Annotated in this window: 16 protein-coding genes; 12 read left to right on the plus strand and 4 right to left on the minus strand. The window is 58.8% G+C overall.

What is annotated here, in order from left to right; genetic code table 11:
• The first annotated feature begins 245 nt into the window (after positions 1 to 245).
• Positions 246 to 701, plus strand: a complete 456-nt coding sequence (locus AC1Q7H_RS20465; RefSeq protein ID WP_199414641.1) for a hypothetical protein — start codon at positions 246 to 248, stop codon at positions 699 to 701.
• Positions 702 to 1,391: a StbB family protein gene (gene stbB / locus AC1Q7H_RS20470; protein ID WP_116321324.1), complete on the plus strand. Its 690-nt coding sequence runs from the start codon at positions 702 to 704 to the stop codon at positions 1,389 to 1,391.
• 564 nt (positions 1,392 to 1,955) lie between these two features.
• Here stbB and AC1Q7H_RS20475 read toward each other — a convergent pair.
• The 4 genes from AC1Q7H_RS20475 to AC1Q7H_RS20490 all read right to left on the minus strand — a co-directional run bounded on the left by AC1Q7H_RS20475 (position 1,956) and on the right by AC1Q7H_RS20490 (position 6,921).
• A complete protein-coding gene (locus AC1Q7H_RS20475; protein WP_147316236.1) occupies positions 1,956 to 3,092 on the minus strand; it encodes a hypothetical protein in 1,137 nt (378 codons plus the stop codon).
• A 269-nt stretch (positions 3,093 to 3,361) separates the two neighbouring features.
• Complete coding sequence (locus tag AC1Q7H_RS20480; protein WP_116321321.1) at positions 3,362 to 4,363, minus strand: ParB/RepB/Spo0J family partition protein; 1,002 nt, start codon at positions 4,361 to 4,363, stop codon at positions 3,362 to 3,364.
• A gap of 8 nt (positions 4,364 to 4,371) precedes the next feature.
• Positions 4,372 to 5,526: a ParA family protein gene (locus AC1Q7H_RS20485; protein ID WP_116321376.1), complete on the minus strand. Its 1,155-nt coding sequence runs from the start codon at positions 5,524 to 5,526 to the stop codon at positions 4,372 to 4,374.
• A 96-nt stretch (positions 5,527 to 5,622) separates the two neighbouring features.
• Entirely contained in the window at positions 5,623 to 6,921 is a 1,299-nt protein-coding gene (locus tag AC1Q7H_RS20490; protein ID WP_116321320.1) for a replication initiation protein, read from the minus strand.
• A gap of 648 nt (positions 6,922 to 7,569) precedes the next feature.
• Here AC1Q7H_RS20490 and AC1Q7H_RS20495 point away from each other — a divergent pair.
• Genes AC1Q7H_RS20495 through AC1Q7H_RS20540 form a run of 10 tightly spaced genes read left to right on the plus strand, consistent with a single transcriptional unit; the run spans position 7,570 to position 17,472 of the window.
• Positions 7,570 to 8,019, plus strand: coding sequence for a DotD/TraH family lipoprotein (locus AC1Q7H_RS20495; RefSeq protein ID WP_116321319.1), 450 nt, complete (start codon positions 7,570 to 7,572; stop codon positions 8,017 to 8,019).
• Positions 8,009 to 8,821 (plus strand): type IV secretory system conjugative DNA transfer family protein, encoded by an 813-nt coding sequence (locus AC1Q7H_RS20500; RefSeq protein WP_116321318.1) that lies wholly within the window; start codon positions 8,009 to 8,011, stop codon positions 8,819 to 8,821. Before AC1Q7H_RS20495 ends, AC1Q7H_RS20500 begins: the two co-directional genes overlap by 11 nt.
• Entirely contained in the window at positions 8,818 to 9,936 is a 1,119-nt protein-coding gene (locus AC1Q7H_RS20505; RefSeq protein WP_116321317.1) for a type IV pilus twitching motility protein PilT, read from the plus strand. Before AC1Q7H_RS20500 ends, AC1Q7H_RS20505 begins: the two co-directional genes overlap by 4 nt.
• On the plus strand, positions 9,933 to 10,202 hold the full coding sequence (gene icmT, locus AC1Q7H_RS20510; protein WP_116321316.1) for an IcmT/TraK family protein: 270 nt from the start codon (positions 9,933 to 9,935) through the stop codon (positions 10,200 to 10,202). The genes AC1Q7H_RS20505 and icmT overlap by 4 nt, the downstream gene beginning before the upstream one ends.
• Positions 10,203 to 10,217: 15 nt before the next feature.
• Positions 10,218 to 11,015: a toxin co-regulated pilus biosynthesis Q family protein gene (locus tag AC1Q7H_RS20515; protein WP_116298459.1), complete on the plus strand. Its 798-nt coding sequence runs from the start codon at positions 10,218 to 10,220 to the stop codon at positions 11,013 to 11,015.
• The gene (pilN, locus tag AC1Q7H_RS20520; protein WP_492381677.1) at positions 11,012 to 12,763 is read left to right on the plus strand and encodes a PilN family type IVB pilus formation outer membrane protein; all 1,752 of its coding nucleotides are present in this window, start codon (positions 11,012 to 11,014) and stop codon (positions 12,761 to 12,763) included. Before AC1Q7H_RS20515 ends, pilN begins: the two co-directional genes overlap by 4 nt.
• Positions 12,764 to 12,776: 13 nt before the next feature.
• Positions 12,777 to 14,045 carry a type 4b pilus protein PilO2 gene (pilO2, locus tag AC1Q7H_RS20525; protein WP_116321315.1) on the plus strand — a complete coding sequence of 423 codons (1,269 nt, stop codon included), beginning with the start codon at positions 12,777 to 12,779 and terminating at the stop codon, positions 14,043 to 14,045.
• Positions 14,032 to 14,628 (plus strand): type IV pilus biogenesis protein PilP, encoded by a 597-nt coding sequence (gene pilP / locus AC1Q7H_RS20530; RefSeq protein WP_116321314.1) that lies wholly within the window; start codon positions 14,032 to 14,034, stop codon positions 14,626 to 14,628. Before pilO2 ends, pilP begins: the two co-directional genes overlap by 14 nt.
• A gap of 19 nt (positions 14,629 to 14,647) precedes the next feature.
• Positions 14,648 to 16,354, plus strand: a complete 1,707-nt coding sequence (locus AC1Q7H_RS20535) for an ATPase, T2SS/T4P/T4SS family (RefSeq protein ID WP_116321313.1) — start codon at positions 14,648 to 14,650, stop codon at positions 16,352 to 16,354.
• A gap of 8 nt (positions 16,355 to 16,362) precedes the next feature.
• On the plus strand, positions 16,363 to 17,472 hold the full coding sequence (locus AC1Q7H_RS20540; RefSeq protein ID WP_116321312.1) for a type II secretion system F family protein: 1,110 nt from the start codon (positions 16,363 to 16,365) through the stop codon (positions 17,470 to 17,472).
• Positions 17,473 to 17,477: the final 5 nt, after the last annotated feature.

Here is a 17,477-nt window from a genome sequence, read left to right on the forward strand (position 1 = left end):
GCCCGCCGCATTCGGTGGTGGTTACAGAATTATCTGTTACCGAGCATTGAGCCCCATCGGCCAATTGGACACAGATGCACCGCAGGTTCACTGCTCGCTCACTCCGGGCCATTGCATGTTCACTGCCTGCTCACTGCAAGTGCACTGCACGCGCAATGCAGAACGCTCGCAATGTCACCGTGAGCGCACTGCATCGCTTGTTTACGTATAATTACACTGATACGTACTAAAAAGGAGGCTCCCCGATGGAGAGAAGCAGCGTGGCAGGGGCGCTGCGCGCATTGGCAACAGACAGCAACGGGCGCTCCGAGACTGCGCGCCTGCGCGACGTGTTAGAGGAGGTGGAAGCGGCTCTTAGCGCGGGCGTAAAGCGCCAAGCAATCTTGGACGCTCTAAACGCGCAGGGCTTCAGGATGAGCCTCAAGGGCTTCGAGAGCGCGCTGTACCGAATCCGCAGGCAACGAGGCAAGGCGGCCCGAGTGTCGTGCGCAGGCCAGTTGTCCACTTCCCCGCCCATGCCCCCCCAGACCCAGACCACTCTTATCAATGAGGCACCTGTGGCTAGCGCGGCAACATCCGATACGGCCACTGAGGCAGTTCGCGATGCACTGACCAATCAGCAATCGCGCGAAGAAAAATTCTCGCGTTACTCAAGCAGCACCACCCTTTCCAAACGTCTTGGACATAAAAAGGAGTCCTAAATGCGTGTCGCCGTTATCAACTTTTCAGGCAACGTTGGCAAGTCCACGCTCGCCCGCCATCTTCTCGCACCGCGACTGAACACCGAGCTGATCACCGTCGAAACGATCAATGCAGACGAAGGCGGCGAGAGCATCAAGGCCAGCCAGTACGACGAGTTGCAAAGCCATCTGCTTACGAACGACGTTGCTGTGATCGATATTGGAGCCTCCAACATCGAGGCCTTCATCCACGCGATGACGCAATACCGCAGATCCCACGAGGACTTTGATTATTTTGTGGTGCCGGTCGTGAAGGAATCCAAGCAGCAGAAAGACACCATCGCCACCATTGACGCGCTGTCAGCACTTGGTGTGCCAGCTAAGAAGATCCGAGTCGTGTTCAACAAGATGGCCATCGAGGACGATGTGCATAGCGAGTTTGGCGCGATCTTCGGCTATGCCATTGAGGAGAAGAAATGTGTTGTGAGGCCGGAGGCCGCCGTCTTCGAGAACGATGTCTTCGAGCGAAGCAAGGCTCTCGGCAAGACGCTTTCCGAGATTCTGGCGGACTCAACCGATTTCCGCGCGAAGCTGAAAGAAGCCAAGGACGAACATGAGAAGGAACTTTGCGTGCAAATGATCCTTGCCAAGCGCCTCGCAGACTCGGCCAACGATAATCTCGACGCGGTTTATAAGGTGTTGTTCAAGTAGAGACCGCGGGTATGCGTGAAATCCGAAAGGTCCACGAAGCCCTCCTGGCGCAGCACTTCGAGGACGTTGACCAGCTCGCAGACAAGATCTCTGACGCTGCCAAGAAGGTCGAGCGGGCCACGGCCACGCTAACCGCTATGAACGGGTCGCCACGGGCTGCAATCTCGAAGCCCACCCCTCATCGAACAGCGCCACATTCGCGAGGAAGCTGGGAGAGGCGAGGAATGTGGGCCGCTGCTGTGATTGCAGGCGTCATCGTAGCGGCCAGCGTGGGTGCCCTGGTTAGTCGCCATCAGCCCATGCAGACGCCAGAGCAGGCCCAGGCGACTGATATCGGGCGCGCCATTGTGCGAGCTTGGCCCAGTCTCGATAGTGCAACTCAGACCAAAATCTGGAACGCGCTCGACTCCCAAACGCAAGAGGCTCTGGCCTACTCCGTTCGACGCAGATAACGCTGCTTGCGCGGGCCTTCCTTGATTGCCTGGAAGATCCTTGACATCCGCCCTGCCCTGGACGGATGTCAAGGACTCATAGTAGAGATGGGGCTTCACCTCCGGCCAAGAATTAGGTCCCTGACGAAGCGTCAGCCAGCACGTATCCTTGCCCTACCCGTTTGATTTCCCCGCTGGCCTCCATTGCCGCCAAATACCGTCGTGCCACAGCCTGTGTTGCCCCATGCTCGGCGTAAACGGCACGCAGCGAAGGCTTGAGCCTGCCAGCCAGAATGTCGGCGCGTACGCGCTGAAACCTTGCGCCGTCGTCCTCACCAGTGCCGGAGTCCTGTACTGCCCCTTGCGTAACGACTGCACGATGCTTGGTCTCTAGCGGTTCGGTTACCACTGCATCGGCCCGCCGCATCATCGTTGATGCGGTCGACTGCATCGGTGTTGCTACAGTTGGCCGCTCAGCCGGCGCGGGCGTTTGTACAGTGACCTGCGGTTGGGCGAACGCTGCAGGCGCTGCGGCCAATGCAGCAAGCGGTGCAGCAGCGAACCGGCCTCCAGTAGACCGCATCGTTGGAAGCGGCTGTGACACAGGTTCAGCCACAACCTCTTGCTCGCATGGGCCAACCGCATTGATGACGGTGCGGCGGGCACGCAGAAGTGCACCGGCCACAGCGAATAGAACGACCCCCATCAGGACGATCAACAACGACCGACACACGGCATAGGCAATCATGCCTTGTTCGCCCAGCGTATCCGCCAAGGTCGGCGCGGACGCGGCCTCCAGGCGAGCAAGTTCTGTCACTTGGCCGGCGAGATTAGCTTCCACGTCCAGCGCCTGACGGGCCTGCTTTGCGGCAGCCTCGCGAATCCATACGTTGCTGCTTTGCGCCTGCCTTGCAGACGTCTCGCGCAGGGCAGCTGCAGCTTCACGCTGCGCCACGATTGATGCGCGCAGCTCGTGGATTCTAGTGTTTTGGCTGTGTGAGGCGGCTTGAGACGTGCGTACCATAGCCACCTGGGTGACATAGAGCGTGCCGGCCTCAAAAGCGAGTAGGGCAAGACCCAACGCCACAAGCTTGAAACGGGCGGCGCGCAACGCTGTGCGAGGCAGGAGAGCGGCCAAGCCAAAGGCGAGCAATTCAACGACGACCATTAGCGCACCCGCGGCGATCAGTGCTTGGCGCGCAGGTTCATCAGCTTCGGTGCGCTCAAGGCCGAGCACGAAAAAGCGCGTGGTAATTACTGCGGCGGCCACGCCCCCAGCGCCTGAAAGCAAGGCGAGGGCAGTGTAAGCCCACGGACGCAAATGACGGTCGTTTGCCTCCCGGCCAGCTCGGGCAGGGTATGATTGAGTCAGCATTCCAATTTCCTGGTTTGGGTTGGGGTGTCAGGTGCCGGGTAGGGGGCCTAATCCCTATCCCGGCACTGCTTCTACTGCGAGTCTGTGTAAGGCGCCAAGGGCGGCTTATACATGATGTATAACCCTCCAACTTTCGCGCGCTTATACATGATGTATAAGCGGCGCTAAGCGGTCGGTTTCACGCCCAGTTGTGCCTGGATGAAGTCGTCCACGAGTTCGGCCAATTTCTGTTGCTGTTCCTCGGTCAGGACAGTTTTCTTGCACACGACCTTCGTGTCCTTGCCGCTTACGCTGACAGATACCAAGCCGGTGTTTTTCCTAGCCGCTTTGGGGGCCTCCGCCTCCCGCGGGCCGTCGTCCATCAACGCAGCAAAGACCTTCTTTGGCGTGCGCTCCGTGACTTCCTTAGCTTGACGCAACCGCTCAGCGAGAACGCGCGGCTCCAGCTTCGATAAGCCGGTTAGGTCTTTCACCCACGGAAACTGGATATCGTTTGGACTATCGAACGCCTCCACCAAGGTAGAGGGCAGGGCAAACGCCGCAATCGAACGGGAAACGTGCGCTTGACTCACCCCGACATCCGACGCCATAGCGTTCTGCGAAGGCCACAGCCCTGCGTCCAGAGCCATTTGGTATGACCGGCCTTGCTCCCAGGCACTAGGGTTCTTGCGCTCCCGGTTCTCGTGCTCCATCTGCATAAACAGATCACGATCGGTCAGTTGTTCATCGATCTGCGCCAACACCGGAAGATTGTCGACCAGGCACGCGTGATGACGCCGGTTTCCAAACACCAACTCGTATTCGCCATCTTCGCGCGGACGAACCTTGATCGGAACCACGTTGCCCTGAGTGCTCTTGATGGCCTCGCGCAACTCCTGGAAGGCTCCATCCGAATAGCTGTCCTCGTGCCGGTTAGCCCAGCGCGAGCGATGCACCAGCTTCGGGTCGAGTTTGCGAACTGGCTGAGCACCGTCAAACTTCTCAAGCTCGCTTTTCAGCGACTCAACCTGCTTGGTGTGTTCCAGCATCTGTTGCCGGAACGCAAGCATCTGCCCCGGCCCTGTCTTCGGCGCACTATCCCGCTCTCTGGACTGCGGCTCTTCGGACGCAGGCCGCGCCACGCCAATATCGCCGGACTTGGCCAGCAAACGATCCTTGATCGACATATGCCTCCTTACTGAGCGGTCTTGGCCCAATAGGCCTGGATGGATTGCTCGACCAATTCTGTGACTCGGTCATAGGCCTCGCGGGCCCGCCGATAGGTGCTTGCGCTACCGTCATAGCGCGACACGTCATAAACCGTACCGAACTCCGCGGAGGAGTTGGAAGTGACCGTCGTCTTCGGGATCTCCACCGGCAAAACCTTCTCTGCGTAGGTCGCGGAGATCCACTGGCGCACCACGCTGGCCGCGGCATCGTTGTGGTCCACTCGCGCGAGCAGTACGTGAATGAACTCGAAGGTCTTATCCACGCCCGTAGTCTGAGTTAGGTTCAGCGCCAGGTCGCTGAAAAGAGTCCAGAACTGTGCAGAGCTGGCAAAATCCAAAGCATTCGGCGGCGTCGGCACGATCAAGCCATCAGCCGCCATGAAGGCATTGACTGTGCCGTAGCTCAGCGCGGGCGGCGTGTCGATCAGAATCACGTCGTAGGCCTCGCGCGCAGCGCCAAGCCCCCCGTTCAGGACATTCCAAAACTGGAACTCTGGGTCCTTCATCTGTCGTGCAGGCAGACCAAATTCGCAGGTGAAAAGGGTAGGGGAAGCGGGTACCAGGTCAATGCCGTCCCAATAGGTAGAGCGGATGGCATAGTCCAGCGAGTCCTCATCCCCGTTGGCCAGCGGCACAAACGTGTCTTCTTCGCGAACTTCGGTGTCAGGCAGGATGCCAAATAGCGTGGTCAGCGAGCCTTGTGGATCCATGTCGATCACGAGCACGCGATGACCCCGCAGGCTAAGTCCTTGCGCGAGAGTCATCGTCGTCGTGGTCTTACTCACACCGCCTTTGAAATTACACACGGCGATGGTCATCGCCTTCGCACCCTTCGGCTTGGCCATCTTTGCGCGAAAGACGCGGACCCATTCCCGGGCCTCTGCCAAGGTGAATTCCCGACGACGGCCAGTGTCGTTCACCACGCCACTCGGCAACTCGTTGCGAGTCAATCGATAAGCGATGGCGGTCTTTTCCGCTCCACACAGACCGGCGAGCTGGACCATGTTGAAGACGGGCGGCTGCTTTCGAGCCTCTGGAGCCAGCATGCGCCCGCGCACGTCTCTAACGGTGCTGGCAGCTTTCAGTGCCTGTTCCGCAATGTCGTAGATAGATATCGCCATGGACAAGCCCTTCATCAATTTGAGATGAAGGAATCATATCCTGCACTGACAATGGGAAGCAAACGAATTCGAACCTAAATTGATGTTTTTTACCAATTAGGTATGAATTGCCTTTGTTCGTTCAGCCAGCCAGGCGGCAAAGGCGTCGTCGCCGAGACGCAAACCTACTTGACTCGGTAGCCATCGGCGAAAGGCAACACGAGCAGCACCGCCTGGAAAATGATCCGTCTTGGTTTCGGAGAAGTCGTTGGCGTAAGGCTTCCCGGCATCGGTAGTGATAAACACGCGAGCCAGGCCCAGCAATTCAGAAGGGGTCAAGGCTTGCACCGACTTTGCCTTGGTGCTGCGTTCAAACTCAGATCTCAGGTCCGCTAGCGCTTCAATTTCGCGTTGGGACTTGGCCCTTTGCGTGGCGTCTTCTTTCCGTCGCTGCTGCACGGGCTTCTGCACGTCGGCGCCGCTGTCCATCAGTGAACGGATAAACCCACCCGTGCTGCTACGAATCTCACCCTTGCCATCCTTCTCTTCGGCCAGTTCGACAATACGGGCTGCTCGCTCAGGGTCCTCGGCAAGGAAACTCAGCGCCAGCTTCTCTCCGATGCCATGTTTGCGCAAGCGCGCAAACAGAGGCGATTCCCGCAAGCGAGAAACTTCATCCAACTCGCCAGGCGGCAACAGAGACGCCTGACGATTTGGATCCACCTGGAAGCGCACCGCAGTCACCTTCGGACCCACCTTGATCAGATGCAACGTCAGCTCGATGTCTGCGACTCGGTTGATCTCTTTGATCGCAGGCGTCAGGACCTTTTGTCGCAGGCGGCCAAAGTCGCTGTAGTGGTCGGAAGTCGCCCCTAGCAGTTTCCGCAACGTCACTACGTCCCATTCACCCGTTGAGCCAACCTTCAGGTACCGCAAGCAGTTCTCATAGAGAGCCAAGGCGTAGCTGCCGTTGAAACGGGTCTGCACGCCAATATGCACCTTGGCGTAGATGGCAGGGTCATACAGCTTCTCGGCCAGAGCTTCATCGTAGCGGTAAGTGCAGGCGCCGCCATGTATGCGCCCGTATGAGATGATGGACGTCGCACTCCAGTCCTCTCCGCCTTTGAAGTTATCTCCCATCAGATTGAATTCGATGGGAGTGGACATGAGCCGAAGTAGGGCGTCCTTCAGCTTGCGTTGACTGGTGCTAGTCTCCCAGCCCAGGATCACACACAGTGCAGCGACCGGAATCCGATGAGTACGCGCCGTTGGCAAGTCATCGTACGCGTTCAACAGAAGCACATTCGACAGCTTCCGCTCGAGCAGGCTCAGCTCGCCGCTAGTATGGATGGCGGCGACATGCTTTTTGAGATGATTCTTGCGCGGCTCCTGGCCGCTGTCAGATGTGGCTTGCATGGCGCCTATGTTGCACCATTTCACCCAATGCGACAAGGTGGGCAAGGGCGAAAGGTCGCCTGTATCTCAACGCAGCTTCTCGCTCAGATTCCAGATTGGGTGAAAGCATCCTGCTACCCATTCTAGAATGGGTGAACAGTCATTCCAGATTGGGCGATATCTACCCATGCAGCGATTCCATACTGGGTGAATAGCCATTCTAGACTGGGTGAAAGGTGCCCGCTAAGCCGCCTCCGGCAACACTTCTAGCCTCGTAAACGCTTTTAAAGCTGTATACGTAAACGTAAACCCAAACATACATTCCAAACTGGGTGAAACGTCGCCTCGCCCCAGGAAGCTCTATGTTGTTGCTTCTTAGATCAGCCATTTCAACAAGCCCCATGGGGCACTGATGCGCCCGATAGCAGTAGCACCCAACACTCGGGTTAGCTCTTCCATAACTCGTACGGATCCCGGCCTCGCGCTGAGCTTCGTCCGGACCATGCTGCCCACGACAGAGCCCGCAACGCCCACTCGAACCGCTCAACAACCACTCCATGCCTAGTAGTAACGGCCATCGCGACTCATGCATACGAGGCACATTTTTGTTTGAACGCGAAATTCCGTATGATATGATCGATACGAAATTTTCAGGACCAGCATAACCGTATGATGTTCAAGCGTCCTCACATGCTCTCGTTGCCAGTAGCGGCCTGCCTTTCCGCCTGCGCGACACCTCCGGCAGCTGTTGATGAAACGGCCCGCATGCTCGACACCAAGCTGACTGCGTCCGCTCAGAAGATCGACGCCATGCTAGTTGATATCGCGCGCGCTGGTGCGCTCACATCGCCGGCCCAGAAGCCAAGTAAGGTCGAAATCAACGGCGACCTCGTCACCGTCATATGGCACGGCGACGCTCCGGACGTCATCAAAAAGATGGCTGAGGCGAAGGGGCTTACTTTCGATATCAAGGGCCGTCGCGTGCCGTCCCCGGTAGCGATTGAAGCAGTCAACACGCCTTTTGTCGCGGTGCTGGAGAACATCGGCGTCCAGCTCGGCGGGCGAGGGGACGTCATCCTTCGTCAGCAGTCCTTGGAAGTTCATTACCGTGCGAATTGACCCCAAGGCGCTCTTGCCGCTTGCTGCCGCGCTAGTGTTTGCAAGCGAGGCAGCCATTGCGCAAATGTCGCTGGACCAGATCTCCTCACTTTCGGCGGACACCGTGCCCGCTGACGTTGAGGTGACGCCGGTTCGCGCCGCGATCTTGCGCGAGGCCGCACGGAGCATGGGGTCCCAGGCCGGTTTGGCTGACCGTTGCGCGGTGTTGGTGGCCGACCTGGAAAAGCGCGCCTATGTGCTTGACAGGCAATATCGCTTCTCCGCGTACGTCACCAAGAATGGGCTCCTGCCGCCAGTGATTACCGAAGCCCGGGACGCCGTTCAGTCGTCCGACGAGCAGGTCCGTGTGGCCGACCGCATTTACAAGATCGTCGTCAAGGCGAAGCCAGTAACGACTCCACCTTCCTGGCGCGACTACCTCTTCGTGGGCTTGCGCCTGACCAAGGACGTACCGATGCCTGTGTCGTCGGCACTGCCAAAAACTCCCGCGGAAAAGGCGTTCTGGAAGAAGAACGTCGCCGATGGTTGGGCTCATGGTCAGAAGCTGGCGGACGAGATTCTTGAGCGGAACCTCGCCAGGCTGGACCGCGACTTCATTGGAATCATGCGGTACTCGTATCTCCTAAACAACGGCATGGTGTCTGAGCCGACCGTCGCGGTGGCCCCTCGTGTGGTGAGCGGAGACCGCAACGAGCTGCGTTTGGGTGACACGCTCATGCGGGTCACGGATACGGGCGGCTTCATTACCGACCCCAAAAAGTGGCAACCAACTGTGCTGCCAGCCTCGGGAGCGGCGAAATGACGCACGACTACATCCAGCCGTTCGATCTGGCTCCGAACTTCTCCGAAAGCGAGTGCCAGTCCTTTCTCAGCTATTGCTCTGAGAAGGGCGCCTCCGACATCGTCCTGCAGACCAATGACTACGCCTGGGTCGAGATCAAAGGCCGTCAGCGCAAGGCGAGCACTCGTCCTCTGCGCGACCAAGAGATCAAGGCGCTGTTGAGCGGCGCGTTTGGAGCAGACCTGATTGGCGTTATTCGCGGCGGGCGTGATGCTGACCGCCCATATCGCTTCACCATTGCGCGCGAGAACTTTCGCTATCGCGTGAACATCGCGAGTGGCCAGATTGGCGACTCCGATGACGGCATATCCGTGACCATGCGCTCGATTCCAGAAACGCCCGTCGCGATGCCGTCGCTCGGCCTGCCTGCCGGCATCGAGGAAAACTTGTACCAGCCGCGCGGCCTGGTGCTGATCTGCGGCCCGACGGGTTCTGGTAAGACGACGTTGATGTCGGCGTTCTATGCCCACTGCTCTGAGCACGTCGGCGACGCGAAGATCCTCCTCTACGAAGATCCCATCGAGTTCCTCTATACGAAGGTGAAGAACAATGGCCCGCGCATTCGGCAAATGCAGATTGGCCGCCACATTCCGGATTTCGCAGCTGGCGTGCGCAATGCCATGCGATGCAAGCCAACGATCATCGGTATTGGCGAAGCCCGTGACGCTGAGACCATCGGCACGCTGGTGGAGGCCGCCCTCACGGGGCACGGCGCCTACGCGACCATGCACACCGATAGTGTTGCAGAAACCATCAGCCGCGCCATTCAGGTCTTCCCGCCCGCGCAGCATTCGGCAGTGGCGTCCAAGCTGCTGGGGTCGATCCGTCTCGTTGTCGTGCAGATCCTCGTGCCGACTCTGGATGGCGACCGCTTGGCTGTCCGCGAATGGCTGTACTTCGATGATGCGATTCGCGCCGAGATGGGCGAAATGGACTACACGAGTTGGGGCAGCTACCTGCGCCGCCAGGTCGCAGAGCGCAATCAAAGCATGAGTGGCGGACTAAAGGTGTTGTTGGAGGCAGGGCGCATCGACGCGAAAGCCTACAAGCGCTACGCAGGGGAGGCAAACGCATGAGTGGCAGAAAGTCGATTTGGCGTGATGCAGCTCGTACGCCTCGCATTGCATCCATCGATGCGCGCGCGTTCTTTCCGCTCATTTTCGCGCTCTTTCACATGCGCGTGTGGACGTTCAGCGTCGCGTTCATTGTTGTTGTGATGTTTCGACTCATGGAGACACGCGGCTACACATTGCCCGTGTTCCTGAGAGCGGTTCGGCACTGGCTACGTGGCAGGAGTGTGGCTTCTCGCGGGTGGTGGGTACACCGCCGCTTCTTTGACTGAAGGATCTCAGAGCAAATGGATAAGAAGAACCTGGTGGCAGCGCTGATGGCGAGCGGTCTGCTCTGTAGCGGCGGGGCCATGGCCGGCTTCATCAATGAATCTGCACCCGCAGCGCCAACTCCTGCTGCGTCGACCCAGACGCCTGCTGGCGAGAGCAAGCCCGCAGAGGCCAAGCAACCCGAGTCGAACCAAAGCCCCGGAAAGCAACTTTCTGAGACACGCGCTACAGCTGGTCGTCTTGTCGAGATTGGTACACGACCGGCAAGTGTTAAGGAGGCGCGAGGAAAGGGCTCGGCCATGGCGCTCGCAGATGTAGTCCCTGCAGTCTTGCCGACGGCTTTTCACGCAGACTACGCGGATGTAAGCCGTAACGTGCCCGTCAGTTGGTCTGGCGGCAAGCCATGGCCTGTAGTCATGGGAGAGGTGGTTTCACAATTGCCTGGTGTTGTTGCCACGATTGACTGGACCAATCAAACCATCACATTCGGCATGCAGAAGGTGCGCGCTACGGGCCCAGGCTCTGCCAATGCAGTGCCCGCGGCAGCGAGATGGGAAGTGCGCGCAAGCGACCTCACGCTGCGCCAGTCGCTGATGCGTTGGGCGAAGGACGCCGGCTGGCAAGTTGCATGGGAAGTGAAGTACGACTTCCCGGTGCAGCTCGAGGCTGCATTCGGTGGCACGTTCGAAGACGCGGTGGAGCAATTCACAGCTTCGCTGCGGACCAGCGAATTCCCGCTGCTGGGCTGCATGTACGAAGGAAATCGTGTGGTCCGTATCCTCCATTACGGCGACAAGAAGGAATGCGAAAAGTGAACATCAATCCTACCGTGCGCAGGCTCTTTGCCGCATCCCCGCTGTTTCTCGCCGCTTGCGGCACATTGCAGCAGAATGTCGACAGCCAATACATGGCGAACCGCGACGCCGTCACCGACTACAGCAACAAGGTCCTCACCCAAACGACGACCAGCAATGTGCCGTTGGTCCAGAAGAGCAGTGGGGCCTGGCTTGGCGGTAAGGCGCTGCCTCTTCAGGCAGATCTCACCCTCCCGGAGGTGTTTCGCAAGCGCTACGCCTTCAAGTTTCCGGGGAAAGTTGGGATTGAGACTGTCGCCCAGCGCGTGACGCAGGTAACTGGAATTCCCGTCCGCGTGAAGCCCGACGTTCTCCTGCCCACCACCGCATTTGTGACCGGTGGTAATGCCATCGCGCAGACCGCACGTCAAACTGCACCGACGACTACCGCGAGCAGCGGATCTGTCTTGCCACCGCTCCCCGCGCCTCAAACGATGGGCAATCAGTCGTCGCTGCTGGCGACAGGCCTGTCAGCAAGCGGGGCATTCAACCCCGGCCTTGCCGAGTATGAAATGAACTACGAGGGCCCAGTCAGTGGCTTTCTGGATCTTCTGTCTGCTCGCGCTGGGATCTCGTGGGAATATCGAGAGGGCGTAATTTCGCTGCATCGCCTGGTGACGAAGATCTTCACCCTCAAAGCGATTCCAGGTGATTCGACATTCAAGTCGGCCATCGGCAAGCAAGGCCAGACGCAAGCTGGTGCTGTGGGGTCGACAAACTCCCAGTCGAGCGCGGGCTACAACTCGCAGACGAACATCGAGATGAACTCAAAGTTCAGCCTCTGGGAGTCGGTTGAGGACGCGATCAAGTCGGTGATCTCCCTCGCAGGCAAGTACGCGATCTCGCAGGCCTCGGGCACCATCACGGTGACGGATACGCGAGATGTTGTCGACCAGGTGGCGAAGATTGTCGATCACGAGAATGCTGCCAACACGCGCCAGATTGCAATGCGCGTGGAAGTCCTGTCCGTCAAGCTGAACAACGGTCAGGAATTCGGTGTCGACTGGGATCTGGTGTTCAATCAAGTCTCCAATCTGGTGCCGTGGTCCTTGCGCTTCTCCTCGCCCGCGTCGCTTGTCAGTAACAACGCAGCGAACCTCGGCGTATCGATTCTCGCGCCGACGAATGGCGCGATGTCGGCCTCGCAGGCGCGATGGGGCGGCTCGAAGGCGTTCTTCAAAGCGCTGTCGAGCTTCGGGCGCGTGAGCGTGGTCACAACCGCGAACGCAATGACTTTGAATCGCCAACCCGTTCCGGTCGCGATCACGAATCAGACTACCTATCTCGCGAAGGTCACGCCTGCTCCTGCAGGTGCCAGTGGCAGTGCCGGGGGTACGCCGGGTCTGGAACCTGGTACGGTGACAACCGGTTTCCTGCTGAATCTTTTGCCGACTGTCCTGGACAGCAACAGCATTCTGTTGCAGTTTGGTCTCGGTATCTCGGATCTCACGGCGCTCGTGGACGTCCCATCTGGCGATCAGAAGATCCAGGCACCGGAGATCTCCTCGACTGACTTCCTGCAGAAAGTCGCGATCCGACCTGGGGAAACGCTCGTGCTGTCAGGCTATGAGCGCAGCGCGGGTCAATACGACAAGCGCACGCTGACATCCGGCGCGCCTATCGGATTGGGTGGGTCGATCAACGGCACGTCCAATCGCGAAGCCGTGGTCATCCTGGTGACGCCGGTCCTGTCCGAAGGCGCAATCTAAGGCAGGCGAGAGTATGTCTGTGCACATTGTTCCAGTGGGCGACGCACTGGCCGTCTTCGGTCTAAGCTGGCACCCGCTTAGCGACACCGACCGCGAACGGGCGGAGGCGCGTCAACTGTTCAAGGAATTTGACGCGTCGCATAGCGTTCGCGCGGCAAGCCAGGTGGAGGTCCTCTACGGCTTGCTGCCAGCTGATGACCGGCGTTCGTTGGTCGCTGCCGGCACGATCCCGCGCAACGCTAAGCTGGTATCGCCTGCAATCCTCCTGGCGACGATGCCGGACGCGGGGACAAACCTACTTTGGGCGGAATTCCGTGGCGACTCGGCGCATATGGCGGTCGTTGAGAACGGTGTTCCCTTCCCAGGTGGCGACTATCGTGGCTCGAAGGCGGAGGTAATGGCCGCAGCCGAATCCATCCTGGCGCAGACCGATTCGAAGTTCCAGTTCTTTGGGAACTTGCTGCCTGACAGCATCCCACTGCCGCTAGCAGACCTGGTCAAAGAGGGTGACATCAAGGGAGCTACCCTGACGCCAGCGTCGCGTGGCGTCGATCCGAAGCTACTGCTCCTTGTGGCACTGCTTGCTGTGGTCGGCGCGGGATACGGCTACTCGACCTGGAGCAAGGAACGTGACAGGGCGGCTCGCTTGGCGGCGCGCGCCAAGCAACAGGATCCTCAGAAGCTGTATGCTGCAAGCCTCGCAGCGGCTCTCTCAACAGCCGGCCCTCCGGTCGCGGAGGCCGCGCCGCCTCTCATCGAATCAGCGATGAATCAGGAGGTGTACGAAGGCGGGTGGATGATGAAGCAGGTTGTCTGTGAGGCAAGCGGCTGCACCTACGCATGGGAGAACGTCGGCGGCAACAATTTCTCGCTCAAGAGTGCGATGGGTGGAAGGGAAATCACCGCGTCTCTGGATGGAAAAGGAGCGTCGTTCACTGTGCCTGCGAAGAACGCGCCGCCTTCGCTCCTCGATCCTTCGCGCTTGCCCACCATGCAGCATTTCATGGAGGACACCGGTTCCTTTTCGCAGGACGTTCGCCTAATTGGCGTCCAATACACCTTCACACCTACGGAGATTTTCGGGGCGGACCCGGCCATTCCTGCAGGATCCATCAAATCGCCAGTTCGTGCTGGCACCTTCAGCTATACAGGCCCGCTCGCGCTTGCGACGGAGATCGCGTCGCTGTTGCCTCGCAACATGACATTTGCGCGCGTAACGCTGGGGTCCGATAGCACTGGGCCAACATTCAATCTGGAAGGCAAATACTATGTCAAAGACTAAGCCGGTCGCGGTTCTCTCCGCGGTGCTGCTGTGCGCTTCGGTCGCACAGGCCGCGCCGTTGCGGGATCTTGTAGACGAGCAGCGCGCAGCGATGGCTGATGAGATTGCGAAGAAGCGAGCGGAGTCGAAGGCGAAAGTAGACGCACCAGCTGCCGGTACGCAATCCGCTGCGGCCCCTGTCCAGACGCAAGTTGTGGGGGAAGACACCAAGCCACGCATTGAGGACGTCTCAGTGGTAGCCGTGTATGGTGAAGTGGGAAAGCTCACTGCCGATGTTTCCGTGAAGGGCGGCGTGCCCACCGCGGTCAAGGAAGGCTATGAAGTCATGCCGGGCTGGTACGTGGACTCGATTACTTCGCAAAGAGTGAACTTCACCCGAGGCAAGAAGAAGGCCAAGGGGGTCACACGTCATGTCGTCTACTTGTCCGAGCCCGCAACGGTCGCAACCACGCAATCGCGCGGCATCGCACCTCCAACTGGCTTCGGCTCTTCCTTGCCGCCTATCATCGCACCGACCCCGACGCAAGTCAGTCCCTTGGCGCAGGCTTTGACGAACATGGCAGCTGGCGCTGCCAAGCGCTAAGCGGCACGAGAGCACGCTGATGAACGCCATTGCGAACCTCCTTGGCTTTGGGCCAAAGAAGCCGGTTGTAGTCGCGCCGGTGGCCAAGCGAAAAGTCGCGGCGAAGCAAGCCGCGCAGCCCGCTGCCGAGCAGCATAAGTGGGTACGCAGTTTTGCCGAGATTCCTACGTATCGTTGTATCCATACGGGGAGGAAGAGCGATTTGGCAAAAGGCGTCACAGACGACTTTCGGCGCGGCTGTATCGCCTTGGGTAACGAGAAGTCTGCAAACTTCTACGTCGATCCACGCTTCCACGAAGGCCGAAAGTCGTTGGTTCGCTCCATGGCGGCGCAGCTCAAAGCTATCGGCATCCGGATCGACGGTTACTACTACGCTCCGGAGGAGTTAATCGCTCAGCTGTATGCGACCGAATCCACACTGGATACGAGCAACGGCGTCCTTACGGAAGGGCTGACGTCCGCAGAGATCTTCTGGAACGAGATGATCGACCAGGGGCTGGAGCTAGGCGCGACAGACCTGCACGTTCTGCTCGAGGAGGCAAACCGGACTGGATCCTTGCTGTACCGGGTGAACGGAGATTTGATACCCCCACGATCCGCGGACAAGGGCATCCATCCGATTGACACGGTGAAGGATGCTGTGGCGTTCGCCTACAACAAGTTGCATGCCGACAAGACCAATAACGATGCGGGCTTTAGCACCGAAATCGATCTTGAATGCATGGTGCCGTATGACAACGGCAAAGAAGCCTTCAACATCCGCTATACGGGCACGCCGAATTTCGGTGGGTTCACCGTCTACTTGCGCTATCTGTTCTCCAAGACCACCGACTGGTCTTCACCGCAAGGCGCTGGCTATTCGGATGACCAGGCGGCCCTGTTGTTCTCTGCGATGCGTGCGCGCAAGGGGGCGGTGAGCTTTTCTGGCATCACCGGATCCGGAAAGTCCACGACTGCCAAATACTTCTTGGAGCAGGTCGATCAACTGAACGGACACCGTCTAAACATCATCACTGTCGAGCACCCTGTGGAATACAAGATTCACGGGGCCCGCCAGAAGACCATTCAGGAAACGACCCCGGATGCGTGGCGAGACGTGCAACGGCGGCTGGTCCGTGAAGATCCGGATGCGGTATTCATCGGTGAAGTACGGTGCGTTGAGTCAGGCCAGACGGCGAAGATCATGAACGAAACAGGGCACCTCACCCTGTTCACAGTGCATGCAGACTCCGTGCTCGGTGTCTTCAATCGTTTGGTTGATCCGACGATTGGGTTCACTCTGGGAACGCTGACTATGCCGAATTTCTGGAACTTGATCGTGTATCAAGCGCTGGTGCCAACCCTCTGCAAAGACTGCAAGCAGCCCGTGGACGAACAGTTGCCTGACCTCGCGCGGTTTCTGCAGGATCGGTTCAGCCTCGATACCACTCAAATGCGCGTGCGCAACGAGCATGGGTGCGACAAATGTAATCACACAGGAGTCGCAGGTGTCGAAGTGGTGGCGGAGATGCTGCAGCCGACCCGGGCAATTCTGGAAAAGATCCGCAAAGGGGACATCTTCGACGCGGAACGGATCTGGCGTAGCTCTTGGGACGGGCGCTTTGACTCGCCAAACATGACAGGGAAGACCGTATTCCAGCATGCCCTGTACAAGGCGTACCTCGGACGCATTGATCCGCGGACGGTAGAAACCTTCGAAACGTTCGACCGGTTCGAGATCATTTGAGAAGCACCATGGCACTCCAAGAACTTATCGATGAGATCAAGTATCGCGCCGCGGTGCGCGCGTTCCGCAAGACTAGGGAGAAGTTCTATGACTCCCTGGCGGAATCCATTGCGGACGGGGAGGCTATGGCCAGATACTTCAGCGCCTTGGCCGCACGCGCCGCGGCACAGAAGGATCCACTCGCCGTGTTGTACAGGCAATGGCTGCGGCGAATGGACATGCCAGGCGCAGAAGGTGGTCGACTTTCCCACGTGTTGAAGGGATGTGCCCCCGAGATGGATCTGATGATTATCTCAGCACAAGACCTCACGTTGCACCGCTTGCCTGAGACGCTTCGGTTCCTCGCGGTCACGATCAAGTCACAACGAAAGCTGAACAACGTACTGATCAAAGCAGTCACTGTGCCAGTCATTGCGCTTGCCATCACCGTTGTCTTCATGGTTGTCCTCTCGTTGCTTGTGGTGCCGGTGTTCTCACTCATCGCCCCGCCTGAGAAGTGGGGGACCGCCGGCTACTCCCTGTACCTCATCTCGTACGCAGTCACCCATTACGGGATCTTAATCGCGGCCTTGGTTGCTGTGGGGGTGTGGGCGTATGTCTGGTCCATCCGAAACTGGACAGGCCCCTATCGGGTGAAGGCAGACCGATTGGTCTTCTACCGTGTGTTCCGTGACTATTACGCAGCCCAGTTTCTGGTTGCTGTCGCGTCGATGCTGGCGGCAGGCGTCGGCATCGACGCGACCCTTGATGAACTGAAGAAGCGTTCCAGTCCGTGGTTGCGGTGGCACATCAGGAAGATCGCTAAAAACCGTCTAAGAGCCTCGCGCTCGCATGGCGAGGCCTTCAACACTGGCGTCCTTGCGCAGCCCATTGCCAACCGGCTCATCGACAGTAGCCGTCGTAGCAGCGATTTCCCTGCCGTCATGAAGCGGATAGGCATCGAGGGGATGGACGAAACCCGGCAACAAGTCGAGGAAAGCGCATACAGGCTGAATATCACGATGATCCTGATCATGGGGGTAGTCGTGGGCTATCTCATCCTCGGCACGATGCGCACTGGGCAGGATCTCTCCAGTGCAATGAAGAGCCAACTCAATCACCAGCAGCACCGCCGCTAAGCGGC

This window comes from Cupriavidus sp. GW823-FHT06D04 (assembly GCF_058795055.1).

Coding starts and splice junctions, on each gene's coding strand:
- AC1Q7H_RS20465 (WP_199414641.1), top strand. CDS start 246: ATGGAGAGAAGCAGCGTGGCAGGGGCGCTGCGCGCATTGGCAACAGAC.
- stbB (WP_116321324.1), top strand. CDS start 702: ATGCGTGTCGCCGTTATCAACTTTTCAGGCAACGTTGGCAAGTCCACG.
- AC1Q7H_RS20480 (WP_116321321.1), bottom strand. CDS start 4,363: ATGTCGATCAAGGATCGTTTGCTGGCCAAGTCCGGCGATATTGGCGTG.
- AC1Q7H_RS20485 (WP_116321376.1), bottom strand. CDS start 5,526: ATGGCGATATCTATCTACGACATTGCGGAACAGGCACTGAAAGCTGCC.
- AC1Q7H_RS20490 (WP_116321320.1), bottom strand. CDS start 6,921: ATGCAAGCCACATCTGACAGCGGCCAGGAGCCGCGCAAGAATCATCTC.
- AC1Q7H_RS20495 (WP_116321319.1), top strand. CDS start 7,570: ATGATGTTCAAGCGTCCTCACATGCTCTCGTTGCCAGTAGCGGCCTGC.
- AC1Q7H_RS20505 (WP_116321317.1), top strand. CDS start 8,818: ATGACGCACGACTACATCCAGCCGTTCGATCTGGCTCCGAACTTCTCC.
- icmT (WP_116321316.1), top strand. CDS start 9,933: ATGAGTGGCAGAAAGTCGATTTGGCGTGATGCAGCTCGTACGCCTCGC.
- AC1Q7H_RS20515 (WP_116298459.1), top strand. CDS start 10,218: ATGGATAAGAAGAACCTGGTGGCAGCGCTGATGGCGAGCGGTCTGCTC.
- pilO2 (WP_116321315.1), top strand. CDS start 12,777: ATGTCTGTGCACATTGTTCCAGTGGGCGACGCACTGGCCGTCTTCGGT.
- pilP (WP_116321314.1), top strand. CDS start 14,032: ATGTCAAAGACTAAGCCGGTCGCGGTTCTCTCCGCGGTGCTGCTGTGC.
- AC1Q7H_RS20535 (WP_116321313.1), top strand. CDS start 14,648: ATGAACGCCATTGCGAACCTCCTTGGCTTTGGGCCAAAGAAGCCGGTT.
- AC1Q7H_RS20540 (WP_116321312.1), top strand. CDS start 16,363: ATGGCACTCCAAGAACTTATCGATGAGATCAAGTATCGCGCCGCGGTG.